Origin of the sequence: Rhodoplanes elegans, assembly GCF_016653355.1 — a bacterium.
Lineage (GTDB): Bacteria > Pseudomonadota > Alphaproteobacteria > Rhizobiales > Xanthobacteraceae > Rhodoplanes > Rhodoplanes elegans.
The window spans coordinates 1-19127 of the sequence record NZ_NHSK01000006.1 but is presented as its reverse complement, the minus strand read 5'-3'; the positions used below and the strand labels follow the sequence as shown (position 1 = coordinate 19127).

General features: G+C 66.1%; 19 protein-coding genes and 2 pseudogenes. 13 read left to right on the top strand and 8 right to left on the bottom strand.

The window, feature by feature from the left end:
- Positions 1 to 49: 49 nt before the first annotated feature.
- A pseudogene (locus CCR97_RS00655) lies at positions 50 to 1262 on the bottom strand (type IIL restriction-modification enzyme MmeI); the annotation flags it as partial.
- Positions 1243 to 1551 (bottom strand): HigA family addiction module antitoxin, encoded by a 309-nt coding sequence (locus CCR97_RS00650; RefSeq protein WP_111355680.1) that lies wholly within the window; start codon positions 1549 to 1551, stop codon positions 1243 to 1245. The gene CCR97_RS00650 and the pseudogene CCR97_RS00655, both read right to left, overlap by 20 nt.
- 102 nt (positions 1552 to 1653) lie before the next feature.
- Between CCR97_RS00650 and acpS the strand changes: the two genes are divergently transcribed.
- Positions 1654 to 2058 (top strand): holo-ACP synthase, encoded by a 405-nt coding sequence (gene acpS / locus CCR97_RS00645; protein ID WP_111355681.1) that lies wholly within the window; start codon positions 1654 to 1656, stop codon positions 2056 to 2058.
- Here the strand turns inward: acpS and CCR97_RS00640 are convergent.
- From CCR97_RS00640 to CCR97_RS00615, 6 genes are all read right to left on the bottom strand, one after another.
- Positions 2040 to 2945 carry a nucleoside triphosphate pyrophosphohydrolase family protein gene (locus CCR97_RS00640; RefSeq protein WP_111355682.1) on the bottom strand — a complete coding sequence of 302 codons (906 nt, stop codon included), beginning with the start codon at positions 2943 to 2945 and terminating at the stop codon, positions 2040 to 2042. The genes acpS and CCR97_RS00640 overlap by 19 nt on opposite strands.
- 17 nt (positions 2946 to 2962) lie before the next feature.
- Positions 2963 to 4027 (bottom strand): nucleotide kinase domain-containing protein, encoded by a 1065-nt coding sequence (locus CCR97_RS00635; protein WP_049795444.1) that lies wholly within the window; start codon positions 4025 to 4027, stop codon positions 2963 to 2965.
- A gap of 86 nt (positions 4028 to 4113) precedes the next feature.
- A complete protein-coding gene (locus tag CCR97_RS00630) occupies positions 4114 to 4968 on the bottom strand; it encodes a thymidylate synthase (RefSeq protein ID WP_244424266.1) in 855 nt (284 codons plus the stop codon).
- Complete coding sequence (locus tag CCR97_RS00625; RefSeq protein ID WP_244670188.1) at positions 4961 to 5866, bottom strand: ImmA/IrrE family metallo-endopeptidase; 906 nt, start codon at positions 5864 to 5866, stop codon at positions 4961 to 4963. Before CCR97_RS00625 ends, CCR97_RS00630 begins: the two co-directional genes overlap by 8 nt.
- The gene (locus CCR97_RS00620) at positions 5866 to 6231 is read right to left on the bottom strand and encodes a helix-turn-helix domain-containing protein (protein ID WP_041751129.1); all 366 of its coding nucleotides are present in this window, start codon (positions 6229 to 6231) and stop codon (positions 5866 to 5868) included. Before CCR97_RS00620 ends, CCR97_RS00625 begins: the two co-directional genes overlap by 1 nt.
- The gene (locus CCR97_RS00615) at positions 6228 to 6533 is read right to left on the bottom strand and encodes a hypothetical protein (RefSeq protein WP_012047432.1); all 306 of its coding nucleotides are present in this window, start codon (positions 6531 to 6533) and stop codon (positions 6228 to 6230) included. The genes CCR97_RS00620 and CCR97_RS00615 overlap by 4 nt, the downstream gene beginning before the upstream one ends.
- Before the next feature lie 189 nt (positions 6534 to 6722).
- On the opposite strand from CCR97_RS00615, the gene CCR97_RS00610 reads away from it, so the two are divergent.
- From CCR97_RS00610 to CCR97_RS00555, 12 genes and pseudogenes are all read left to right on the top strand, one after another.
- Complete coding sequence (locus CCR97_RS00610) at positions 6723 to 7385, top strand: DUF6088 family protein (protein WP_111355683.1); 663 nt, start codon at positions 6723 to 6725, stop codon at positions 7383 to 7385.
- Positions 7382 to 8425: a nucleotidyl transferase AbiEii/AbiGii toxin family protein gene (locus CCR97_RS00605; RefSeq protein ID WP_111355684.1), complete on the top strand. Its 1044-nt coding sequence runs from the start codon at positions 7382 to 7384 to the stop codon at positions 8423 to 8425. Before CCR97_RS00610 ends, CCR97_RS00605 begins: the two co-directional genes overlap by 4 nt.
- 288 nt (positions 8426 to 8713) lie before the next feature.
- A complete protein-coding gene (locus CCR97_RS00600; RefSeq protein WP_111355685.1) occupies positions 8714 to 9667 on the top strand; it encodes an ArdC family protein in 954 nt (317 codons plus the stop codon).
- On the top strand, positions 9664 to 10035 hold the full coding sequence (locus CCR97_RS00595) for a DUF2958 domain-containing protein (RefSeq protein ID WP_111355686.1): 372 nt from the start codon (positions 9664 to 9666) through the stop codon (positions 10033 to 10035). Before CCR97_RS00600 ends, CCR97_RS00595 begins: the two co-directional genes overlap by 4 nt.
- A gap of 174 nt (positions 10036 to 10209) precedes the next feature.
- Positions 10210 to 12363 carry a ParB/RepB/Spo0J family partition protein gene (locus CCR97_RS00590; protein ID WP_111355687.1) on the top strand — a complete coding sequence of 718 codons (2154 nt, stop codon included), beginning with the start codon at positions 10210 to 10212 and terminating at the stop codon, positions 12361 to 12363.
- A 61-nt stretch (positions 12364 to 12424) separates the two neighbouring features.
- The gene (locus CCR97_RS00585) at positions 12425 to 12646 is read left to right on the top strand and encodes a hypothetical protein (protein WP_012047439.1); all 222 of its coding nucleotides are present in this window, start codon (positions 12425 to 12427) and stop codon (positions 12644 to 12646) included.
- A 72-nt stretch (positions 12647 to 12718) separates the two neighbouring features.
- Entirely contained in the window at positions 12719 to 13372 is a 654-nt protein-coding gene (locus tag CCR97_RS00580) for a hypothetical protein (RefSeq protein ID WP_111355688.1), read from the top strand.
- A 1-nt stretch (position 13373) separates the two neighbouring features.
- A complete protein-coding gene (locus CCR97_RS00575; protein ID WP_012047441.1) occupies positions 13374 to 13568 on the top strand; it encodes a hypothetical protein in 195 nt (64 codons plus the stop codon).
- A 73-nt stretch (positions 13569 to 13641) separates the two neighbouring features.
- On the top strand, positions 13642 to 14067 hold the full coding sequence (locus CCR97_RS00570) for a hypothetical protein (protein WP_012047442.1): 426 nt from the start codon (positions 13642 to 13644) through the stop codon (positions 14065 to 14067).
- Entirely contained in the window at positions 14064 to 14312 is a 249-nt protein-coding gene (locus CCR97_RS00565; RefSeq protein WP_012047443.1) for a DUF6117 family protein, read from the top strand. The genes CCR97_RS00570 and CCR97_RS00565 overlap by 4 nt, the downstream gene beginning before the upstream one ends.
- 139 nt (positions 14313 to 14451) lie before the next feature.
- Positions 14452 to 18807 carry a strawberry notch family protein gene (locus CCR97_RS00560; protein WP_111355689.1) on the top strand — a complete coding sequence of 1452 codons (4356 nt, stop codon included), beginning with the start codon at positions 14452 to 14454 and terminating at the stop codon, positions 18805 to 18807.
- Positions 18807 to 19007, top strand: a pseudogene (locus CCR97_RS00555) (DNA primase); the annotation flags it as partial. The gene CCR97_RS00560 and the pseudogene CCR97_RS00555, both read left to right, overlap by 1 nt.
- Between the last annotated feature and the right edge of the window lie 120 nt (positions 19008 to 19127).

Here is a 19127-nt window from a genome sequence, read left to right as displayed (position 1 = left end):
CGGTGGACGGACTCTACTCATTTTTGGAGGAACTTCAGGGGCTCAGGTCACGCGCAATCTCGGCCGGGAAGCTGCGCAGCTCAATCCCCCGGAAGTTGGTCAGCGGGATTTCGCTCCGCCTGTCCGGCTCGCCCCGACGTTTGTTGATCTCGGCCTCGATCTCCCGCATCTGCTTGTAGGCAATGACAAGGAAGTTGCCGGAGCCGCAGGCCGGATCAAAGACCCTGATCCGCGACATGCGCTTGCGCAGATTCAGCAACATGCGGGGATTGTCCCCCGCCTCGTCGAGTCGCGCACGCAGATCGTCGAGGAACAGCGGATTGAGCACCTTCAGGATGTTTGGGACGCTGGTGTAGTGCATCCCGAGCGCGCCGCGCTCCTCGTCATCGGCCACGGCCTGAATCATCGAGCCGAAGATGTCCGGGTTGATCTTTTTCCAGTCGAGGCCGCCGATGTGGAGAAGGTAGGAGCGCGCGATCCGACTGAAGCGCGGCACGTCCATGGTGCCGGAAAACAAGCCACCGTTCACATAGGGGAAACTGGTCGGCCCAGCGGGGGATGTTCGCCGCCGCCCGCTCTGCATGCTTCATATTCATGGCGCGGAACAGTGTGCCGATCACCTCATGGGTATTAGACGAGTCCTTGGCGCTCATCTGCTCGACCGTCGAGGTGAACAGGAGCGGCTTGGCGAAGATGTCGGTGTCCTCGGCAAAGAAGCAGAAAATCAGCCGCGCCATGAAGTGGTTCATGTCGGGCCGGCGCTCGGCCGTGCCCCACTCGGGATTGTCCTTCAGAAGCTCGACATAGAGCCGGTTGAGGCGGCTGGTGGCGCGGATGTCGAAGGAGCTGTCACGGACCTGCTTGACGGTGGTGATGCCGGCAAGGGGCAGAAAGAAGCCGAAATGGTCGGGGAAGTCGGCATAGGCGCAGGCGACCGTCTCACCCGACACCAGATCCTCGGCCTCGAACGCGTCGCCGTCCGTCGCCAGAACGAATTTCGCCTTCGCCCGCGTCGTCGCCGGGCTGGCCTTCAGTGCGGCAAGGGTGCGCGTCACCGTGCCGGGGGCGGCGACGGCGATATGGATGTTGTTGGTCTGAAGGACACCGCCAAGGTCGGATTTGTTCGACTCGCCTTTGCGCAGTCGTTTGAGGGTCGTTTCCTTGTTTCCGAAGGCCTGCAGGAAGAGATAGGGGAACTCCTCGGCGTCGAACGGCTGCTCGGCGAGTTTCGATATGGCCTCCTCAATCTCGACGGCGTTCATCGTTCCCCCCGCCGTCCGTGGCCGTTGGCTCGAAAGGCTCAACCTTGATTTTCTTGGCCCTGCGCATGACCTCGGCCAACTCGTAGTCGAGCTGCCGGATCAGCCATTCGCGCGCGGGCGTGCCGAACGCCTTTTCCAGCCGGACGGCCATCTCCGGCGAAATGCCCGACCGGGCGTTCAGCAAGTTGCTGAGGGTCTGCCGATCGACGCCGAGGATTCGGGCAGCGTCGGTGACGCTCAACCCGTTCTTTTTAATGCAGTCCTGCCGGACAGCCGTTCCTGGGTGCATCGCCTGCCGAATCGTATTGCCCTTCGCTCAATTCAGCCTACAGTGATAATCGACACTCGACAATTGAAGAGACGAAACACTCGATCAGGAAAGACGGATCTTGTGAGCGTCATCGGACACGGCATTGACCTTGTGGACGTCGCCGAGATGCGGCGCTGGATCGACGATCCGCGCGACCCACTGATTCCGCGTTGCTTCGTCCAGGCGGAGCTCGACGAGATTGGCGTTGGAGCCGATCGGATAGAGCGTTTGGCGGGGCGGTTCGCCGCCAAGGAGGCAGTGCTCAAGGCGCTCGGAACGGGTTTCGGTGCGGGCGTGGCGTTCACCGATGTGGTAATTCACCGGGCGCCGGGCACCACGCCCGAGGTGCGGCTCTCCGGCGGCGCGGCGAAGGCTGCAGCAGCATTGGGGGTGACCGCCTGGCGGCTCAGCATCAGCCACACTAGCGGCCTCGCAATGGCGAGCGTTCTCGCACTCGGGGCGGAGACTCACGCGCGCGGCTCCTGACGGCCGGACGGGCCGAGAAAACTTATGCGGCGCGCGTCGAGATCGACGGCGATGCGACCGCCGCGCGCGGCGAGTACGGCGCGCCACACCTTGAACCCTTGCAGGATTGCCTGCTCCCACTCGCCGGTCGTGCATTGCCGCACTTCCAGATGGGACGTCATATCCTTGATCGTGCGCAGAAGCTGGAAATCGAGAGCCGCGACGCCGTCGAGGAAGCGGTGGCGTCGCGCATAGTCGAAGGCAAGCGCCGCCACGCCTTCTTCGATGACGGCAGCGCGGCCGCCATCCTCGACCTCGTCGAGCAGCGGCTGGCTCTTGCGTTTTCGCCGGAGCAAGGCGCGCGTGATCGGCGACCAGCCGAGCACGGCCGCATAGGCAAAGTGGAAGACATCGTGGAAGCGATAGCCGTCAGGATCGTAGGCGTTGTCCGTGAGTTCCGCGCCGAATGGTGTACCGTCAATCAGAACACGCACCCGCTGGCGCGATTCGCCCTCCACATCGATGAGCTCAACTTCGAACTTGCGCGGCAGCCGCTCGCCTTCGGGGAGCTCGGCATCGAAGGTAAGCGGCTCGGTGCGTTCGCTGGCCCAGCGCTGCTTGACTTTAGCCAAGTTAGCGGCAGCGATGTCGGAGAGCGAGAGATCGAACTTACTGGCGACATTGGCGATGTACCAGAGCAGGTCGCCCAGTTCCTCTGACACGCGCTCCTTGAACAGGCGATGCGCTTCGCCGTCGCGCAGATGCTTCTTGTACTCGCTGAGCAGCTGACCCGTCTCACCTGCGAGACCGAGCATCGGCACGATCAGCGATGCGGCATCGTCGGCGCCATCGCGGGCGGGCACACGATCAGTGCGCAATGCCTCCTTCTGATAGCTTCTGAAATCCATGCTCGCCTCCTTCGGCGTCAACCCGCTGCAGCGCGATGTGGCGCGTCTACGCGGATCTTGTCGTTGAGCTTCCATTTGGGGGGATAGAAGAGCTCGATCGGCTCTGGGGTCGGCTCGAACTTCTGCTTTATGCGGACACGGCCGGTCTTTCCCGCGATCTGCGGGTGCGCCACGCGCGCATATTTGTCGACCTCGCAGAACAGGTTCTGGCAGTCGATCAGCTGCAGTCGCCGCCCCCAGAGCGATTGGAAGTCGATGCCCAGCCGCTCAAACTCCTGCTCCTGAAGGTCCGCCATCAGTCGGATCAGCTCTGGCTCGTTCAGGCCGCCCGGATCGACAAAACATTTGCGCAGGCCGTCGCGTGCGCCGGGGCCGGGCACCACGAAGTCCATTTCGCTGAAATCGGTGAGCTCGCTGTAATTGATGTCGGTGATGAATTGGTACGCTAAGAAGTCACCAATCGTCGGATAGGCGCGCAGCATCTCGAAACCATCCTGCATCGTGCGGATCTCGGTCAGCCGCTCGGCAAGCCGATCCGCCATCATCCGTTCGAGCAGCAACAGATGATTCTGGTGCTTGGCCGATCGTCCGAAGGCGCGACTGCCGGGCGGCATAATGTACGCGGCCGAGTAGATGCGATGGCCGGTCTGCATTGCGCGCGAGAGCACCGCATCATAGGCAACGAAGCTATAGTCCTCGAAGGTGATCGGGCCGAGCGCGCGTTCGAGAAGCTCCCAAGTCTCGATCTTGTTGAACAGCTTGAACAGCAGAATGCGAAAGAACACTTCGTGTGGTGACCTTGGGAGGTCGTCGCGATAGATGACATGCCGGATAAGAAATTGGCTGACCCGGTCGGACGCACGATAGGCGTTGGTGAACTTGTAGATCGCCAGCACTGGATTCTTGGTCCAGGGACGCGTCTCGCCGCGCACGCGGCGAAAGAACACCGCCTGCCGTTCGGCGGCAAAACGCCAATAGCTCTCATAGACCTCTGACGCTTTGGCCGGCGCAAGGTGCCGCAGCACGATCGGCGTAAGCGCCGTCGACGCTGCCGCCGGCCGAACGGCGACTGGCAGTTCCATAGGCAGGGATGCATTGGCTGCGGTCGGACGAGACTTGGGAGGGCGACCGCGCGGACGTTTTGTGGGGACTTTGGGCGACCTCGAACTCAAAGCATCGCTCCTGCTGTCGCAGGAGCGATGGCGGGCCGCGCCGACGGCGCGGCGGGCGGCGCCGCGAGGGCCTGCGCGGCGGCGACGAGCGGAGCAAAATCCGCGTCGCTCTTGGTGATCCGCTCGAGCTTAGCGATCCCCACCATGACGTTTAGGCGCGCCAGCGGCATGCCCATCTCACGGGCCATGAAGGCTCCGAGTTGGGCCAAGCCGAGATAATTGCCATAGGCTTTATCAAAGATTTGCTGGGTGGCGTAGAAGGCGTTGGTGACGAGTCCGGCTGCAGTCGGCTCGAAGCTCACCTGCTGGAGGCACGGAAAGCCCAACTGCGCGCTCGCGACATGGTCACGAGCCGGATCGAAGGTGGTGGCCTGCAGCATCGAGCGGCGCACGCCCGTCCGCGAACTAAATTGAGACAAAATCCACTCCAGTTGATTGCCGTCGTGCGGGCCGCGCCCATACATGACCATGCGCTCGAAATACAGGCCGCGGCCATTGGCTTTGCGGTTCATGGCCTGCCAGCGCGGGAATGTCGCGCGATAAAGGATGAAAAGGCGGGACCGGTCACCGCGCGACATCTCCCAGAGGCGCTGCGGGAAGATCGTGAACGCGACGTCGTCGACCACGAGTCGCCCCTTGCGCTTGAGGAGCCGATCGAGGGCCTGGCGCACGGCTGGATCTTCGATGGCGGCGCCGTTCTCTGTGAAGCCACTAAGGCTCAGAATCAAAGGAGCAACCTCGGTTCCGGCTCCGTTGAGGACCTGCAACAGCAGTCGCGCCCAAGCGCGCGAGAGATTGGTGTCATCGATCACCATCGGGGGCGGCGCCGCGAGCATCTTGGCCTTACTCATCCGGGTCCTCCTCCAGATGGCGATATTGCGCGAGACCGATATAACCGTAGGGCTCGTTTTTCTGGATCGGGGCGATGCGCACGAAGACGGCCCAGTCACCGGCGGCGGCCTGGAAGATTCCCGGTTTCACTGCCCGAAACAGGCGTCCGCCTTCGAGGTCGCGTTCGAAGGCGAGTCCACCGTCCCCCGCCACCTCCGTTCCGCGCGGCAGCAGGAGCAGCGTCTTGACCTCAGCGTCCAGGGTGGGCGCAGCGCGATGGCGGTCGGTGACGATCAGCGGCTCGGGCGTCAGTGCGCCGAGAATGTGCATGCGAAGCGACTTGGGCGTGACACGGTGCAAGGCAGCGGCGCGGCCGCGCGACAGCATATTCACGCCTGCCGAGAGGTGGGTCAGGAGCGTCGCATAGCCAACACCGAACTCGCAGGCGATGGTGAACATCTGCGCCGGGGTCACCGTTTCCGGGGTCCAGCCTCGGACCGAGAAGGCGCGGCGCAGTCCGATGATCGGCATGAGGACAAAGCCGGCGAAGGTGTCAGCCAGAAACTCCTTTGGATCCTCCCAGGGCTGCGCCTTCGCGTCCTCACGCAGCTCGTCGATCGACGACCCATGGCCGAACACGTGATGGCCGAGCTCGTGCGCGCAATTGTAGGCGCGCCGCGGCAGCGGTCGTCGGGCGGAGAGATGGATGCGCGGTGGGATGCCGCGCTGGTACATCCCTTCCATGTTGATGTTGTTGAAGCGCACCGCGACGCCCAGCGTCTCGCACAGCCCATAAATGCAGATCGGACCGACTTGGTCGAGCTTCGCCTTTGCCCGCGTCGCCGCGGCGGCCTGCATCGCCTGGGTTGCCAGGGCGCGGCGATTGAAACTGGGCGTGGTGGTGCGCATGATGTTCATCAGCGATTGCCTCCGTTCGCGGTGGAATCGCTGCGCATGGCGGCCAGCAACTTGAGCAGGCGTTCCAGATCGTCGGGCTTGAGCTTGGAGAGTTCGCGCGCTGCGAGCTCGAGCCGCGGGTCTTGGGCGTCGAGCGTCTCGGGCGCTTCGCCGAGGAGCCAGGCGACGCTGACGTCATAGGTCTCGGCAAGCCGGGCGAGCTCGTCGGCCGAAACGCGCCGGTTGCCGGCCTCCATCTCACTGATGGAGGGGCGATGCAGACCGAGCATCTTCGCTACATGGCTTTGCGACAGGCCCGCGAGTTTGCGCGCCTCTTTCAGCCGCTCTGCGATCTGCATTCGCTTGCCGGAATCGAGTTCAGTCATGCCGCCGCCGCTTCTTTCGCGCTTTCCTTCTTGAGCAGCTCGCAGACGAAGGCAGCGGTCTCGTCAATCGAGCGCGGGAGCTTGGTCGTCTCGTCGACGAAGATGTTCACGTCATTGGGGATCGTCGCACCGATCTCCGTAGCGAGGATCGTGGTCGCGACCGGCCAGACCTTGCTATCGAACTTCGGCAAGTTCTCGACCGGCTTGGTGGCGCCGGTCATCGCTGGGCATTCGAGGCCGCTGTCGACCTGAATCTGGCCGAGGACGGCGATCAGCTTCTCTTTCAGTGCGGCGGGATCCATGAAGTACCTCCTTGGTCCGACACGTGGTAAGATAATCTTACATCAGACGGAGTCAAGGGGTGGCTCTCATCTGGAGGGGCCGAAGGCAACCCGGCATTCCGCAATGTCCCTCCTTAAAAAGGGTTGTCCGAAAAATGTAGCATTCTTCGGACGCTTCTCATCGTCCGAAACATGCGGCATATTTCGGACATGACCGATGCTCACCAGCCGGGTTCCGACCTCCGCAGCCGCTTGCTCGCCCGCATCGCCGAACAGCCGGGCGAGGTGTGGACGCCCAGCGATTTCGCCGATCTCGCCGGCCGCGGCGCCGTCGATAAATCGCTGCAGCGCTTGGCGGCTGCAGGCGAGCTCCGGCGAATCGATCGCGGCCTCTATGATCGTCCGAGCGTCAACAGCCTGACCGGCCGTCCCACCGTGCCGGACTATCGCGCCGTCATCCGCGCCGTCGCCCGGCGCGACAAGGCCCGCTTCGTCGTGGACGGCATGACGGCTGCCAACGATCTCGGTCTGACCACCGCCGTGCCCGCCCGCATCGAGGTCCTGGTCGATGCCCGACTAAAGCCCATCAAGCTCGGCAACCAGGAAATCCACTTCAAGGCAGCCGCAGCAAGCCGGCTCTACTGGGCCGGCCGGCCGGCGATGCGCGTCGTCCAGGCTCTGCACTGGCTTCAGGACGTGCTGAAGGAGAACGACGAACGCGCCCGTGTCACCGAGATTCTGCGCCGACTGCTCGCCGATCCGGACCACGGCCAGGGCATTCACGATGATCTGCGCGAAGGGCTCTCGGCTCTGCCCATCTGGATGCAGGAGTTCCTGCGTCCGCTGATCGTCGGCGAGGGCGCGAAGACATGACCGCCGAGGCTTATGCAGCGGTCATCCGAGCCCCGGCGCGCGACCGCCTCGATCTGTTCCTCTCCACTGCCAATCGGCTCGGCGCACCGATCGGCAACATCGAAAAGGACTTCTGGGTCTGCTGGACGCTCGACGCGCTCTATCACCGCCTCCCCGCAGACCGGCCGCGCCTTCTCTTCAAAGGCGGCACCTCGCTGTCCAAAGCCTATGGCCTCATCAACCGGTTTTCAGAGGACATCGACGTTACGGTCTTCCGTGACGATCTCGAACAAGCGGCAACCGCCGAGGAACTGGAGGCGCTCTCCGGCAAGAAGCGCCGCGCCAGGCTTGACGCCATCCGTGACGCCTGCCGCGCTTTTGTCACCGGTCCGCTTCGGGAGAGCCTCGCCGGGCTCCTGGCCGAGGCCACGGGCGGAGCCGGGCGCGTGGAGATCGATCAGGCCGATTCCGAGGGGCAGACTTTGCTTCTCTGGTATCCCGAGGTTGAACCGCGCGACGACGGCTATGTGCGCCCGGCCGTGCGGATCGAGTCAGGTGCGAAGTCAGCGCTCGATCCCAACCGTCCGGTCCTGATCAGGCCATACATTGCCGACGAAACTCCCGACCTGGACCTTTCGGTCCCCAACGTCACGACCATCGAGCCAGGCCGAACCTTCTGGGACAAGGTGGTGATCGCGCACGGCCTGCGGCGATGGTATGAGCGGCGCGGCGTGCTGCGCCAGGAAGGCCAGCGTATTTCGCGCCATTATTACGACCTGCACCAGCTGCTCGCGTCGCAAGCAGGGAAGGACGCGTTGGGCGACCTGGAGCTTGCACGCGACTGCCTGCGCCACGCGCGCATGTTCTTCGACCGGCCGGACTTCGATCTTGCGTCAGCGCAGCCCGGCACATTCGCGATTGCCCCTGTCGAGGGCATGATTGACGCGCTTCGCCGTGACTACGCTAAAACCGCCGCGATGATTTTTGACGAGCCCCCCAGCTTCGACCTTATTCTTGACTCGATGCATCAGCTCGATGCAGCGGCCAACGCATCCTCGTGAGCCCGTCATTCAGCCTAACGGCGATACATCGCTCCGGCGCCCGGCAGGACCATGGCTCGGCACAAGGCCAGCGTAGCCGATCCAGCCCAGTAATTGGCGATCAGCGCGCATTGCATGGCCAGGCGGTGAAGGCCTTCCCCTGCGGCCGAGCCGCGGTCTCGGGCCGACCCCTTCTAGCGGGGAGACCCCGCAACGCCCCCATAAGGAAAGTGAGAGTGCGGACCGGGTTTGCCGTGACGGGTTGAGGGCTGGAGGAGAGGCCTCCGGCGCCCGTCGCGGAGAACCGCGATGTCCAGACATGGCCGCAACGCTCGCGCCGGGACCAACCGGGCGAGCCTTTACGACGACATCACCAACAAGATTATCGCCGAGCTGGAGGCCGGCCGCGTGCCCTGGGTCCAACCCTGGGGAACGGCCGCTGCGAAAGCGCCGGTCGCCATGCCGGCGAATGCCGCCACCGGCCGCGCCTATTCCGGGATCAATGTGCTGATCCTCTGGGGCGCGGTCATCGAGCACGGCTTTCCGGTGCAAAGCTGGCTAACCTTCCGCCAGGCGCTGTCCCTCGGCGGCCATGTCCGCAAGGGCGAGCGCGGCACCACCGTCGTCTACGCCGACCGCTTCATCCCCGACGACGAAAAGAAGCGCGCGCAGGAGACCGGCGAGGAAGCGCAGGCGATTCCGTTCCTGAAGCGCTTCACCGTGTTCAACGTCGCGCAGTGCGAGGATCTGCCCGACGGCCTTGCCGTCGCGCCGCCTGCGCCGGAGCCCGGCCTGATCGAGCCGCGCGTCGAGGCGCTGATCAAGGCGACGGGTATCGACTTCCGCATCGGCGGCGATCGCGCCTTCTACGTGCCGGCGCACGACTCCGTTCAGGTGCCGCCGCCTCAGGCGTATTTCGAGACGATCAACTGGCATCGCACGGCCCTGCATGAGCTCGGCCATGCGACGGGCCATTCGTCCCGTCTCGGCCGCGACCTCACCGGCTCCTTCGGCTCCAAGAAGTACGCCTTTGAGGAACTCGTCGCCGAGATGAACGCGGCCTTTTGCTGCGCCTCGCTCGGCATCACTCCGACGGTGCGCCACGCCGATTACATCGGCTCGTGGCTGGACGTGCTGCGCGAAGACAATCGCGCCATCGTCCGCGCCGCGTCGCAGGCGAGCAAGGCGGCCAATTGGCTGCTGGCGTTCCTCCCCGAAACGGACATCGCCGGCGAACCCGCGAACGACAGGAGGGCAGCATGATCCTCCTGACCGACGACCTGCGCGAGCGCCTGCTCGCCAATGGCCTTGAACGCGGCGCCGACCATGTGCCCGTCGTCAAGTTCTTCAACCCGCTGGGCGAAGGCGTCTGGCTCGCGACCGAACGGAACGCGGACGGCGACACCCCCTTCGGCCTCGCCGATCTCGGCTATCCCGAACTGGGCAGCTTCTCGCTCGAGGAACTGGCATCGATCGTCCTGCCCTTCGGCATGAGGATCGAGCGCGACATTCTCTTCACCGGCGACTTTCCGATCTCGGTCTGGGCGGAGGCCGCCCGCGAGGCGGGAAGCATCCGGGCGGCCGAGCGCATCCTCTACCGAGCGGCTTCGCCTCGACGTGACGGCGCGTGACGCCCATCCTGAACTTCGCGGAACCGGAGATGAGCGTTTGCGCATCTCCGGTTTTGCGCCCCGGATCGCCGGGAGGAGCCGCCGCCCCTCAGAGTGAGAGGGCGGCGCTTCGCTTCGTGACGGGTTTGGAGACCGAGAGAGAGGCTCTCGGCGCCCGTCGCGGAGTATCCCGACATGGCAAAGGCTGCCAGGAAGATCGTCTTCTCGCGCTCGCGCGACATTCCCTTCAACAAGCTCGTGCTCTCCGAGTCCAACGTCCGGCGCACCCGGCCGGAGGCCGAGCTCGACGCGCTGATCCACGACATCGACCGGCGCGAGGACCTCGTGCAGGGCCTCAACGTGCGCGCCATCCTCGACGCGGAGGGCAACGAGACAGGCATGTTCGAGGTGCCGGCCGGCGGCCGCCGCTATCGCGCCATCGAGCGCCTGGTCAAGGCCAAGCGCTTCCCCAAGGACGGGCTCGTGCCCTGCATCGTGCGCAAGTCCGACACCACAATCCTCGCCGAGGACGACTCCCTCGCCGAGAACCTGCTGCGCGCCGGACTTCATCCCGTCGACCAGTTCCGCGCCTTCCAGGACATGCTCGACAAGGGCATGACCGAGGAGGAGATCGCCGCAGCCTATCTCACGACGGTCCAGGTCGTGAAGCAACGGCTTCGGCTGAACGCGGTCTCACCCGTGCTGCGCGACGCCTATGCCGAGGAGTGCATGACGCTCGACATGCTGATGGCCTTCACAGTCAACCCGGACCACCAGCGCCAGGAGCAGGTGTGGGAGGCTGTGCAGCATTCGTACAATCGGCAGCCCTGGCATATCCGCCAGTTGCTGACCGAGTCCACGATCCCCGCTTCCGACAAGCGCGTGCGCTTCGTCGGCATCGACGCCTATGTCGCGGCCGGCGGCACGGTCATGCGCGACCTGTTCGAGGAGGATGACGGCGGCTGGCTCGCCGACCCGGCACTCCTTCACCGCCTGGTCAGCGAGAAGCTCAAGACGGTCGCGGACGACATCGCCGCCGAAGGCTGGAAGTGGATCAAGGTCGACCTAGACCTGCCGTATGGCTACGACCACGGCCTGCGCCAGATCACCGGCACGTTCGTCGATCTCACCGACGAGGAGCGGGCCGAACGCGAGGCGCTGCGCGCCGAGTACGACCGGCTCGAGGCGGAGTATGACGGCGCCGACGAGCTGCCGGACGAGATCGATCAGCGCCTCGGGGAGATCGAGGAGGCGCTCGAAGCCTTCGAGAAGCGTCCCATTATCTTCGACCCCGCCGACATCACCCGCGCCGGCGTCTTCGTCAGTGTGGACCGCAACGGCGAGATCGTGGTCGATCGCGGCTATGTGCCGCCCGAGGACGAAGCGCCTGTCGCCGTCGATGGCAGTAGCGCCAATAGCGATGGAGAACCCGGCGGGGACGATGCTCCCGCGACGCCGTCCGCTCAGCGCGCTGTCATCACCATCGGCGGCCATACCACCGGCGCCGAAGAGGACGACGAGGGCGATGCCGTCAAGCCGCTGCCCGAGCGGCTGGTGATCGAGCTCACCGCCCATCGCACGCTGGCGCTGCGCGACGCGGTGGCTAATCACCCGCAGGTCGCTTTGACGGCGCTCCTGCACAAGCTGGTGCTCGACGCCTTCAGGCGCAACGTGCACGGCTCCGCCGTTGAGGCGTCGGTCCGGGAGGTCCACTTCCCCGTCCAGGCCACCGACCTGAAGGACAGCGCCTCCGCCAAGGCCATCGAGGCCCGCGTGGAGGCCTGGAAAGCCGACATGCCGCTCGATGACGACGATCGGCTCTGGGACTGGATCGCAGCGCTCGACGATGCGAGCCGCCTCGCGCTGCTCGCCCATTGCGTCAGCTACGGGATCAACGCGCTCTACGAGCGTCCGAATCCCCATAGCGGCTATGGCGTCACGCAGCACGGTCTCGACCGGCGCATGCGTAATGCCGATCGGCTGGCGCGCGCCACCGGTCTCGACATGGTGGAGGCCGGATGGCGGCCGACGGTGGCGAACTATCTTGGCCGTGTGACGAAGAGCCGGATCGTCGAAGCCGTTCGCGAAGCCCTCGGCGAGGAGAAGGCGCAGCTCATCGACCACCTCAAGAAGCCGGAGATGGCGAGGGAGGCCGAGCGCCTGCTCGCCGACACCGGCTGGCTGCCGGAGCCGCTGCGTTCCGCCGATCCCGGTGTGACGACCTCGGTCGATGCAAGCGGAGGTGAAGGTGAAGAAGCGCTGCCGGCATTCCTCGTGGATGATGAGGACGAGCAGCCGGATGATGGCGACCCCGATGCCGACGACCCGGCGATGATCGCCGCCGAGTGACGCGACCTTGGCGGGGGCGGCTTCGGCCGCTCCCGCCAGCCTCTCGATCAGGAGCAATCCGATGACGAAGCCCAGACCCGGCGCGCCTCGCCGCGTCGTCTTCCAGTATCTCGTGCCCGTCCATGTCGAAGTCGAGGACGGCCTCGTCCACAGCGTGACGGTGATCGACGAAACGCCCGTCGAACACCCGACCGTCGTGGAGGGGGATGCCGACTATCTCAAGGAGGCGGTGAAGGCCGCCAATGACGGCCAGCCCTGGCCGTCCTGGCAATTCGGCTTCTAGCCCGACCTTCTCTCCATCCAACCCCAACAGCCCGGCCGCCGCGCCGGGCTTTCGCGTTTTCAGGAGCCTGTCATGCCCGCTTACACCGTCGAAACGACCTACCGCGTGCCGGTCTACCGGCAGCGCACCTATCACGCCGCGACACCGGTCGAGGCCTGCCGCCAGGCCATCGAGGACGATGACTGGTCCAACGACAAGCTCGACTACGAGGCCGCCGGCGAAACTTACGTCACCGGCATCTGGATCGGCGCTGACGCCGCCTATTCGGGCGAGGCCGTCCCGGTCCCGTCGCACTTCGATGAGACCATTCAGCGGAAGGCCGCGCATTTCGAGGTGCTGTTCGGCCTCCTCAAGATCGTCGTTGCGGACCAGATCTCCCAGCGGCGTACGGATGCCTACTGGCTCGCACGGGCGAGCGCCGCGGTCGCGAAGGCCGAAGCGATCCTTGCTGGAGCGCGCGATCCCGACGAACCCGTCACGGCTCCACGCCCACGTCACGTCCTCGCGCAGATCCAGGAGGACCGCGTTCGGGACCAGATTGGCGCGATCATCGAGACCGATCTGGAATTCGCAGGTGTGACCGCGGACGCCGTGCCGGACGCTGACATTCACAGCGCATGCGTGTCCGTCGCCGCCAACATCGACTTGTCGGAGGAAGTCGGCGCGGCGGAATTCCGCGCGGCGCTCGCCGCCCTGCGAGCGGCGAAGCAGGCGGACGGAGGCTGAGATGCACGGCACCTATCTCCGCCTCGGCGTCACCGTCTGGGACAGCGACCGCACGGTGATTCGCGCCGCGCGGCGCAAGCTCACACGGTCCGCGCGGCGTGATCCGGCAAAGCGGGAGGCCCGCAGGCGCTTCTACCGCGAGATGCTGGCGCATCACTCCAACGCGCAGCGCCTCGTCGCTGAATTCCGGCTCTGACGCCGACAATCGCCATCCCGTCCTTCAACCAGCCCGGCCATCGCGCCGGGCTTCGTCGTTTCAGGAGCCTGACATGGCCGACTTCTTCACGCACTTCTCCTGCCTTCTCGATGTCCGCACGCCGGAGAACGCCGCGCGTGCGCTCGATCTCTACAATCGCATGATGGAGGAGAACACCGCCGAGGACCCGCCATCCGAGGCGTTTCTTCTTTCCATCCAGCCCGAGCATGGCGGAACGCAGCTCTGGATTCGCGATGACACGACCGGCGATCCGCAGGCCGTCATCGAATTCGTGCTCCGCTGCGCCGAGGAATTCGGCCTCTCCGGGCGCTGGGGTTTCCAATGGGCGAACACCTGCTCGCGCCCGCGCGTGAACGCCTTCGGCGGCGGCGCGCATGTGCTCGATCTCGGCCGCCGCAAAACCGTCGCGTGGATCGCGACCAATGGCTGGCTCGACCGCACCTTGTCCGCCCGGCTGGGAAAGCGAGGTGCGCAATGAGCATCCCCGATCACGCGCGCGCCAATTTCACGACGCTGCTCCGTGCTGCGGCGGACGGCAACCTCGCGCTCATGGAATGCGCCGACGCCATCACCGGCGAGGCGCACTACGTCATCTGTATCTGTGCCGTGGGGCGCGACGGCACGGATTTCGTGTTCACGCCGTTCGGCCATCTCGCCGACGGCAACCCCTTCGACGCCTACGTTCCTCCTTCGGTAACCCTGCCGGACGAACCGGCTCCCTGATCCTCGCGTGCGTGGCGGCGCGCGGTGAAGGCGGCGGCGTGACGAGAGGGAGAGCCTAGCCGGGACGGGTTTGAGCCGGAGCGGTCCAGAGAGAGCGCCGGCCGGCTCGCCCGTCTCCGCTCTCCCGAGGTTCACCGACATGACCCCGTCCACCGCTCTCGCGGCCGCGCCCGCGGTCGCGGCGTCGCCGCTTGCGTCTCCCTCCGATATCGCTCGCTGCATCGGCGCAGCCGCGCACCATCTCCTTCCGCATCTCGAACAGGGCCGTCAGGTCGACGCGGCAACCCTTCGCGCTGCGATGGAGCAGGCCTTCGGCGGCTCCGACACGTCCGGCGCCTGGGACTGGAAATCGGCCTACGACGCCTGCGAGGCCGCGACCGTCCTGTTTCTCCGCAAATACGGAAAGGCGCTTTTGCGCAAGGCCGGTTCTCCGGCCCTGGCCCTCCCCATGCTGGACAAGATCGTCGGGCTCCTGCCGACGCACACACGCCGCTCGATCGAGAGCGAGACCCTCCAGCAGTTCTCGACACCGATGCCACTCGGGCTCGCGGTCGCGACGGCCGCGGCGGTCACGCCAGCCGACCGCGTGCTCGAGCCTTCGGCCGGTACCGGCCTGCTCGCCATCCTCGCCGAGATCGCGGACGGAACGCTCGTCCTCAACGAGCTGGCGGAGACCCGCGCCGGCCTCCTCTCCCTCCTCTTTCCGGACATCGCCGTGAGCCGGCATGACGCCGCACAGATTCACGACCACCTCGACGCCACCATCGTGCCGAGCGTCGTGATCATGAACCCGCCCTTCTCGGTGATGGCCAACGTGCAAGGGCGCATGACGGATGCCGCCTACCGGCACATCGCCTCGGCGCTGGCGCGGCTCGCCGACGGCGGCCGCCTGGTCGCGATCACCGGCGCCAAATTCGCGCCGGACGCTCCGGCCTGGCGCGACGCCTATGTCCGGCTTCAGGAGCGCGGCCGTGTCGTCTTCTCCGCCGCCATCGACGGCCGCGTCTACGCCAGGCACGGCACGACCTTCCCGACGCGGCTGACCGTGATCGACAAGCGCCCGGCCGACAATCCCACCGTCTTCCCAGCCGCGCCCGGTGTCGCACCGAACGCTGCCACGCTGCTGGCCTGGGTCACAGAGCACGTTCCGGCACGGCTGCCGGTGGATGCCTGCGTGGCGGTGCCCATTGTCACCACGCCGCGCACCGTTCGCGGCTACGTCGCCCGTACCGCACAAGCCGCAGCGCGGCCAGCGATGGCGGCCGAGCCCGAAGGCATCGAGCTCGCCTACGAGACCGTCGACTGGACGCCGCCGCAGGGTGCGCGTCTCTCCGATTCCATCTACGAGGACTATGCGCTCCAGAGCATCCGGATTCCCGGCGCTCAGGACCATCCCACACAGCTCGTGCAATCGGCTGCGATGGCATCCGTCGCGCCGCCCAAGCCGGGCTATTGTCCGCGCCTGCCGGCGAACATCCTGAACCTGCTCTCGGGCGCCCAGCTCGAAACCGTGATCTATGCCGGCGAGGCGCATTCCGGCTATCTCGCCGGCGCCTGGACGGTGGACGAAACGCTCGACGTCGTGACCGCCGCGGCCGAGGACACCAAGGGTGCGGTTCGCTTCCGGCGCGGCTTCATGATTGGCGACGGCACCGGGGTCGGCAAAGGGCGTGAGGCCGCCGGCATCATCCTCGACAACTGGCTGCGGGGCCGTCGCAAGGCGGTGTGGATCTCGAAAAGCGACAAGCTGATCGAGGATGCGCAGCGCGACTGGTCCGCGCTCGGCATGGAGCGCCTCCTCATCACGCCGCTCTCCCGCTTCCCGCAGGGCAAGCCGATCACGCTGCGGGAAGGCATCCTATTTCTAACCTATGCCACGCTGCGCTCCGACGAGCGCGGCGAAAGGCTTTCCCGCGTCAAGCAGATCGTCGAATGGTTGGGCTCCGACTTCCACGGAGTGATCATTTTCGACGAAGCGCACGCCATGCAGAATGCGGTCGGCGCCAGGAGCGAACGCGGCGATCGGGAGCCCTCACAGCAGGGCCGCGCGGGCCTGCGGCTCCAGCACGCGCTGCCGGACGCACGCGTCGTCTACGTCTCCGCCACCGGCGCGACCACCGTGCACAATCTCGCTTATGCGCAACGCCTTGGCCTCTGGGGCAGCGAGGATTTCCCGTTCTCGACGCGCGCTGAGTTCGTGGAGGCGATCGAAGCCGGCGGTGTCGCGGCCATGGAAGTGCTTGCCCGCGACCTGCGCGCGCTCGGGCTGTACACGTCCCGTTCACTCTCCTTCGACGGCGTCGAATACGAGCCGGTCGAGCACGCGCTGACGCCTGAGCAGACCCGCATCTATGACGCCTACGCCGACGCCTTCGCGATCATCCACAACAACCTCGACGCCGCCATGCAGGCGGCCAACATCACAGGCGGCAGCGAGGGCGGATCGGGCACGCTGAACCGCCAGGCCAAGGCGGCCGCGCGATCGGCGTTCGAGAGCGCGAAGCAGCGCTTCTTCGGCCACCTGCTCACCAGCATGAAGACGGCGACCCTGATCCGCGCGATCGAGCGCGATCTCGAGGAAGGCCATGCCGCCGTCGTCCAGATCGTCTCGACGAGCGAGGCCCTGATGGAGCGCCGCCTCGCCGAGCTGCCGACCGAGGAATGGAACGACGTCCGCGTCGACATCACGCCGCGCGAATACGTCCTCGACTATCTCGCCCATTCCTTCCCGGTCCAGCTCTACGAGCCTTACACCGACAGCGAGGGCAAGCTGTCGTCGCGTCCGGTCTATCGCGACGGACAGCCGGTCGAGAGCCGCGAGGCGGTTGCCCGTCGTGATGCTCTGATCGCGAAGCTCGCAAGCCTGCCACCCGTTCCCGGCGCGCTTGACCAGCTCGTGCAGCATTTCGGCACCGACACCGTCGCCGAGGTGACCGGCCGTTCGCGTCGCATTGTCCGCAGGTCCAGCGGCGCGGCCAGGAGCGACCGCCTTGTCGTCGAGACCCGAGCCGCGTCCGCCAACCTCGCCGAGGCGCAGGCCTTCATGGACGACCAGAAGCGCATCCTGGTCTTCTCCGACGCGGGCGGCACCGGGCGCAGCTACCACGCCGAGCTTTCCGCGAGGAACACGCGGCTGCGGGTGCACTACCTGCTCGAGCCCGGCTGGAAGGCGGATACCGCCATCCAAGGGCTCGGCCGCACGCACCGGACCAATCAGAAGCAGCCGCCGCTGTTCAGGCCGGTCGCGACGAACGTCAAGGCCGAGAAGCGCTTCCTCAGCACGATCGCGCGCCGGCTCGATACCCTCGGCGCGATCACGCGCGGCCAGCGCGAGACCGCCGGCCAGGGCCTGTTCCGGCCGGAGGACAATCTGGAGTCCCACTATGCGCGCGACGCCTTGCGCCATCTCCATCATCTGCTCGCCCGCGGCAGGATCGAGGGCTGCTCGCTCGAACGGTTCGAGGCGGCCACCGGCCTCACGCTCACCGATGCGAACGGGCTCAAGGACCGGTTGCCGGGCATCAGCATCTTCCTCAACCGCATGCTCGCGCTGACCATCGAGCTCCAGGGCGTGCTCTTCACGGCATTCGAGCAGCTCCTCAACGCCCGCATCGACGGCGCCATTGCCGCCGGCACCTACGATGTCAGGCTGGAGACGCTGTGGGCAGATAGCTTCGTCGTCACCGGCCGGCAGACGATCTATACCCATCCCGGCACCGGCGCCGAGACACGGCTCCTCACCATCGCGCAGCGCCAGCAGAACCGGCCCCTCACGCTCGGCGAAGCCTTGAGCAGGTTGCGCGAACGCGGCGCGCGCCTTCTCGTCAATGCGCGGTCCGGCCGCGCCGCCGTCCAGGTCCATGCCCCGTCCGTCATGCTCGACGACGGCGAGGTCGAGTACCGCGTCCGCCTGATCCGGCCGATGGAAGCACCGAACGTGCCCGTCCGCGCGATGGCGGAGAGCCACTGGCAGGATGCCGACGAGGCGAGCTTTGCGGCCGCCTGGACGGCCGAACTCGCCGAGGTCCCCGCGTTCACGGACTCGACCTTGCACATGGTCTCCGGCCTGCTGCTGCCGATCTGGAAGCGGCTCCCCAACGAGTCGACCCGCGTCTATCGCCTGCAGACCGACGACGGCGAGCGCATCATCGGCCGCAAGGTCTCTCCAGCCTGGGCGGCCACGGCCACCGCGGCCGGCCTGCCATCGCTGACGCCGGACGACGCCTTCGCCGCCTTGATCGACGGCAACACCGTCATCGACCTTGCCGAGGGTCTTCAGCTTCGCCGCGTCCGCGTCATGGGCGGCCATCGCATCGAGCTGGCGGGCTTCACCGACACCATGCGCGAGCGGCTCACGGCCTACGGCCTCTTCCACGAGATCATCTCGTGGAAGCTGCGCCTGTTCGTGCCCACCGACGCCAGCGGTCCCGCGATCCTCGCCAGGGTGATGGACCGCTATCCCATCGAGCGGGTCGCCGAGCGGGAGGCGGTGTGATGTCCCGGCTCGACGCTTCCGAACTGGCACGCCGGCTCGCGCGCAATGCCGAGGCGGTGTGCCGCCACTATCTGTCCAACGGTCATCGCGAAGGCCGCTACTGGATGGTCGGCGACGTGCGCAACACGCCCGGCCGCTCGATGTTCGTGCGCCTCATCGGCCTGGAGAGCGGCAAGGGCGCGGCCGGCAAGTGGACCGATTATGTTGCGGCGCTGGTTATGTTGCGGCCCCGCGCTGGACGGCCGTTTTGTGAGGGATCGGCAGCTTCTGCGCAACATAACCTCCGCCCGTCAGGGAGGGTCGCGTGATGCGCCGCGACG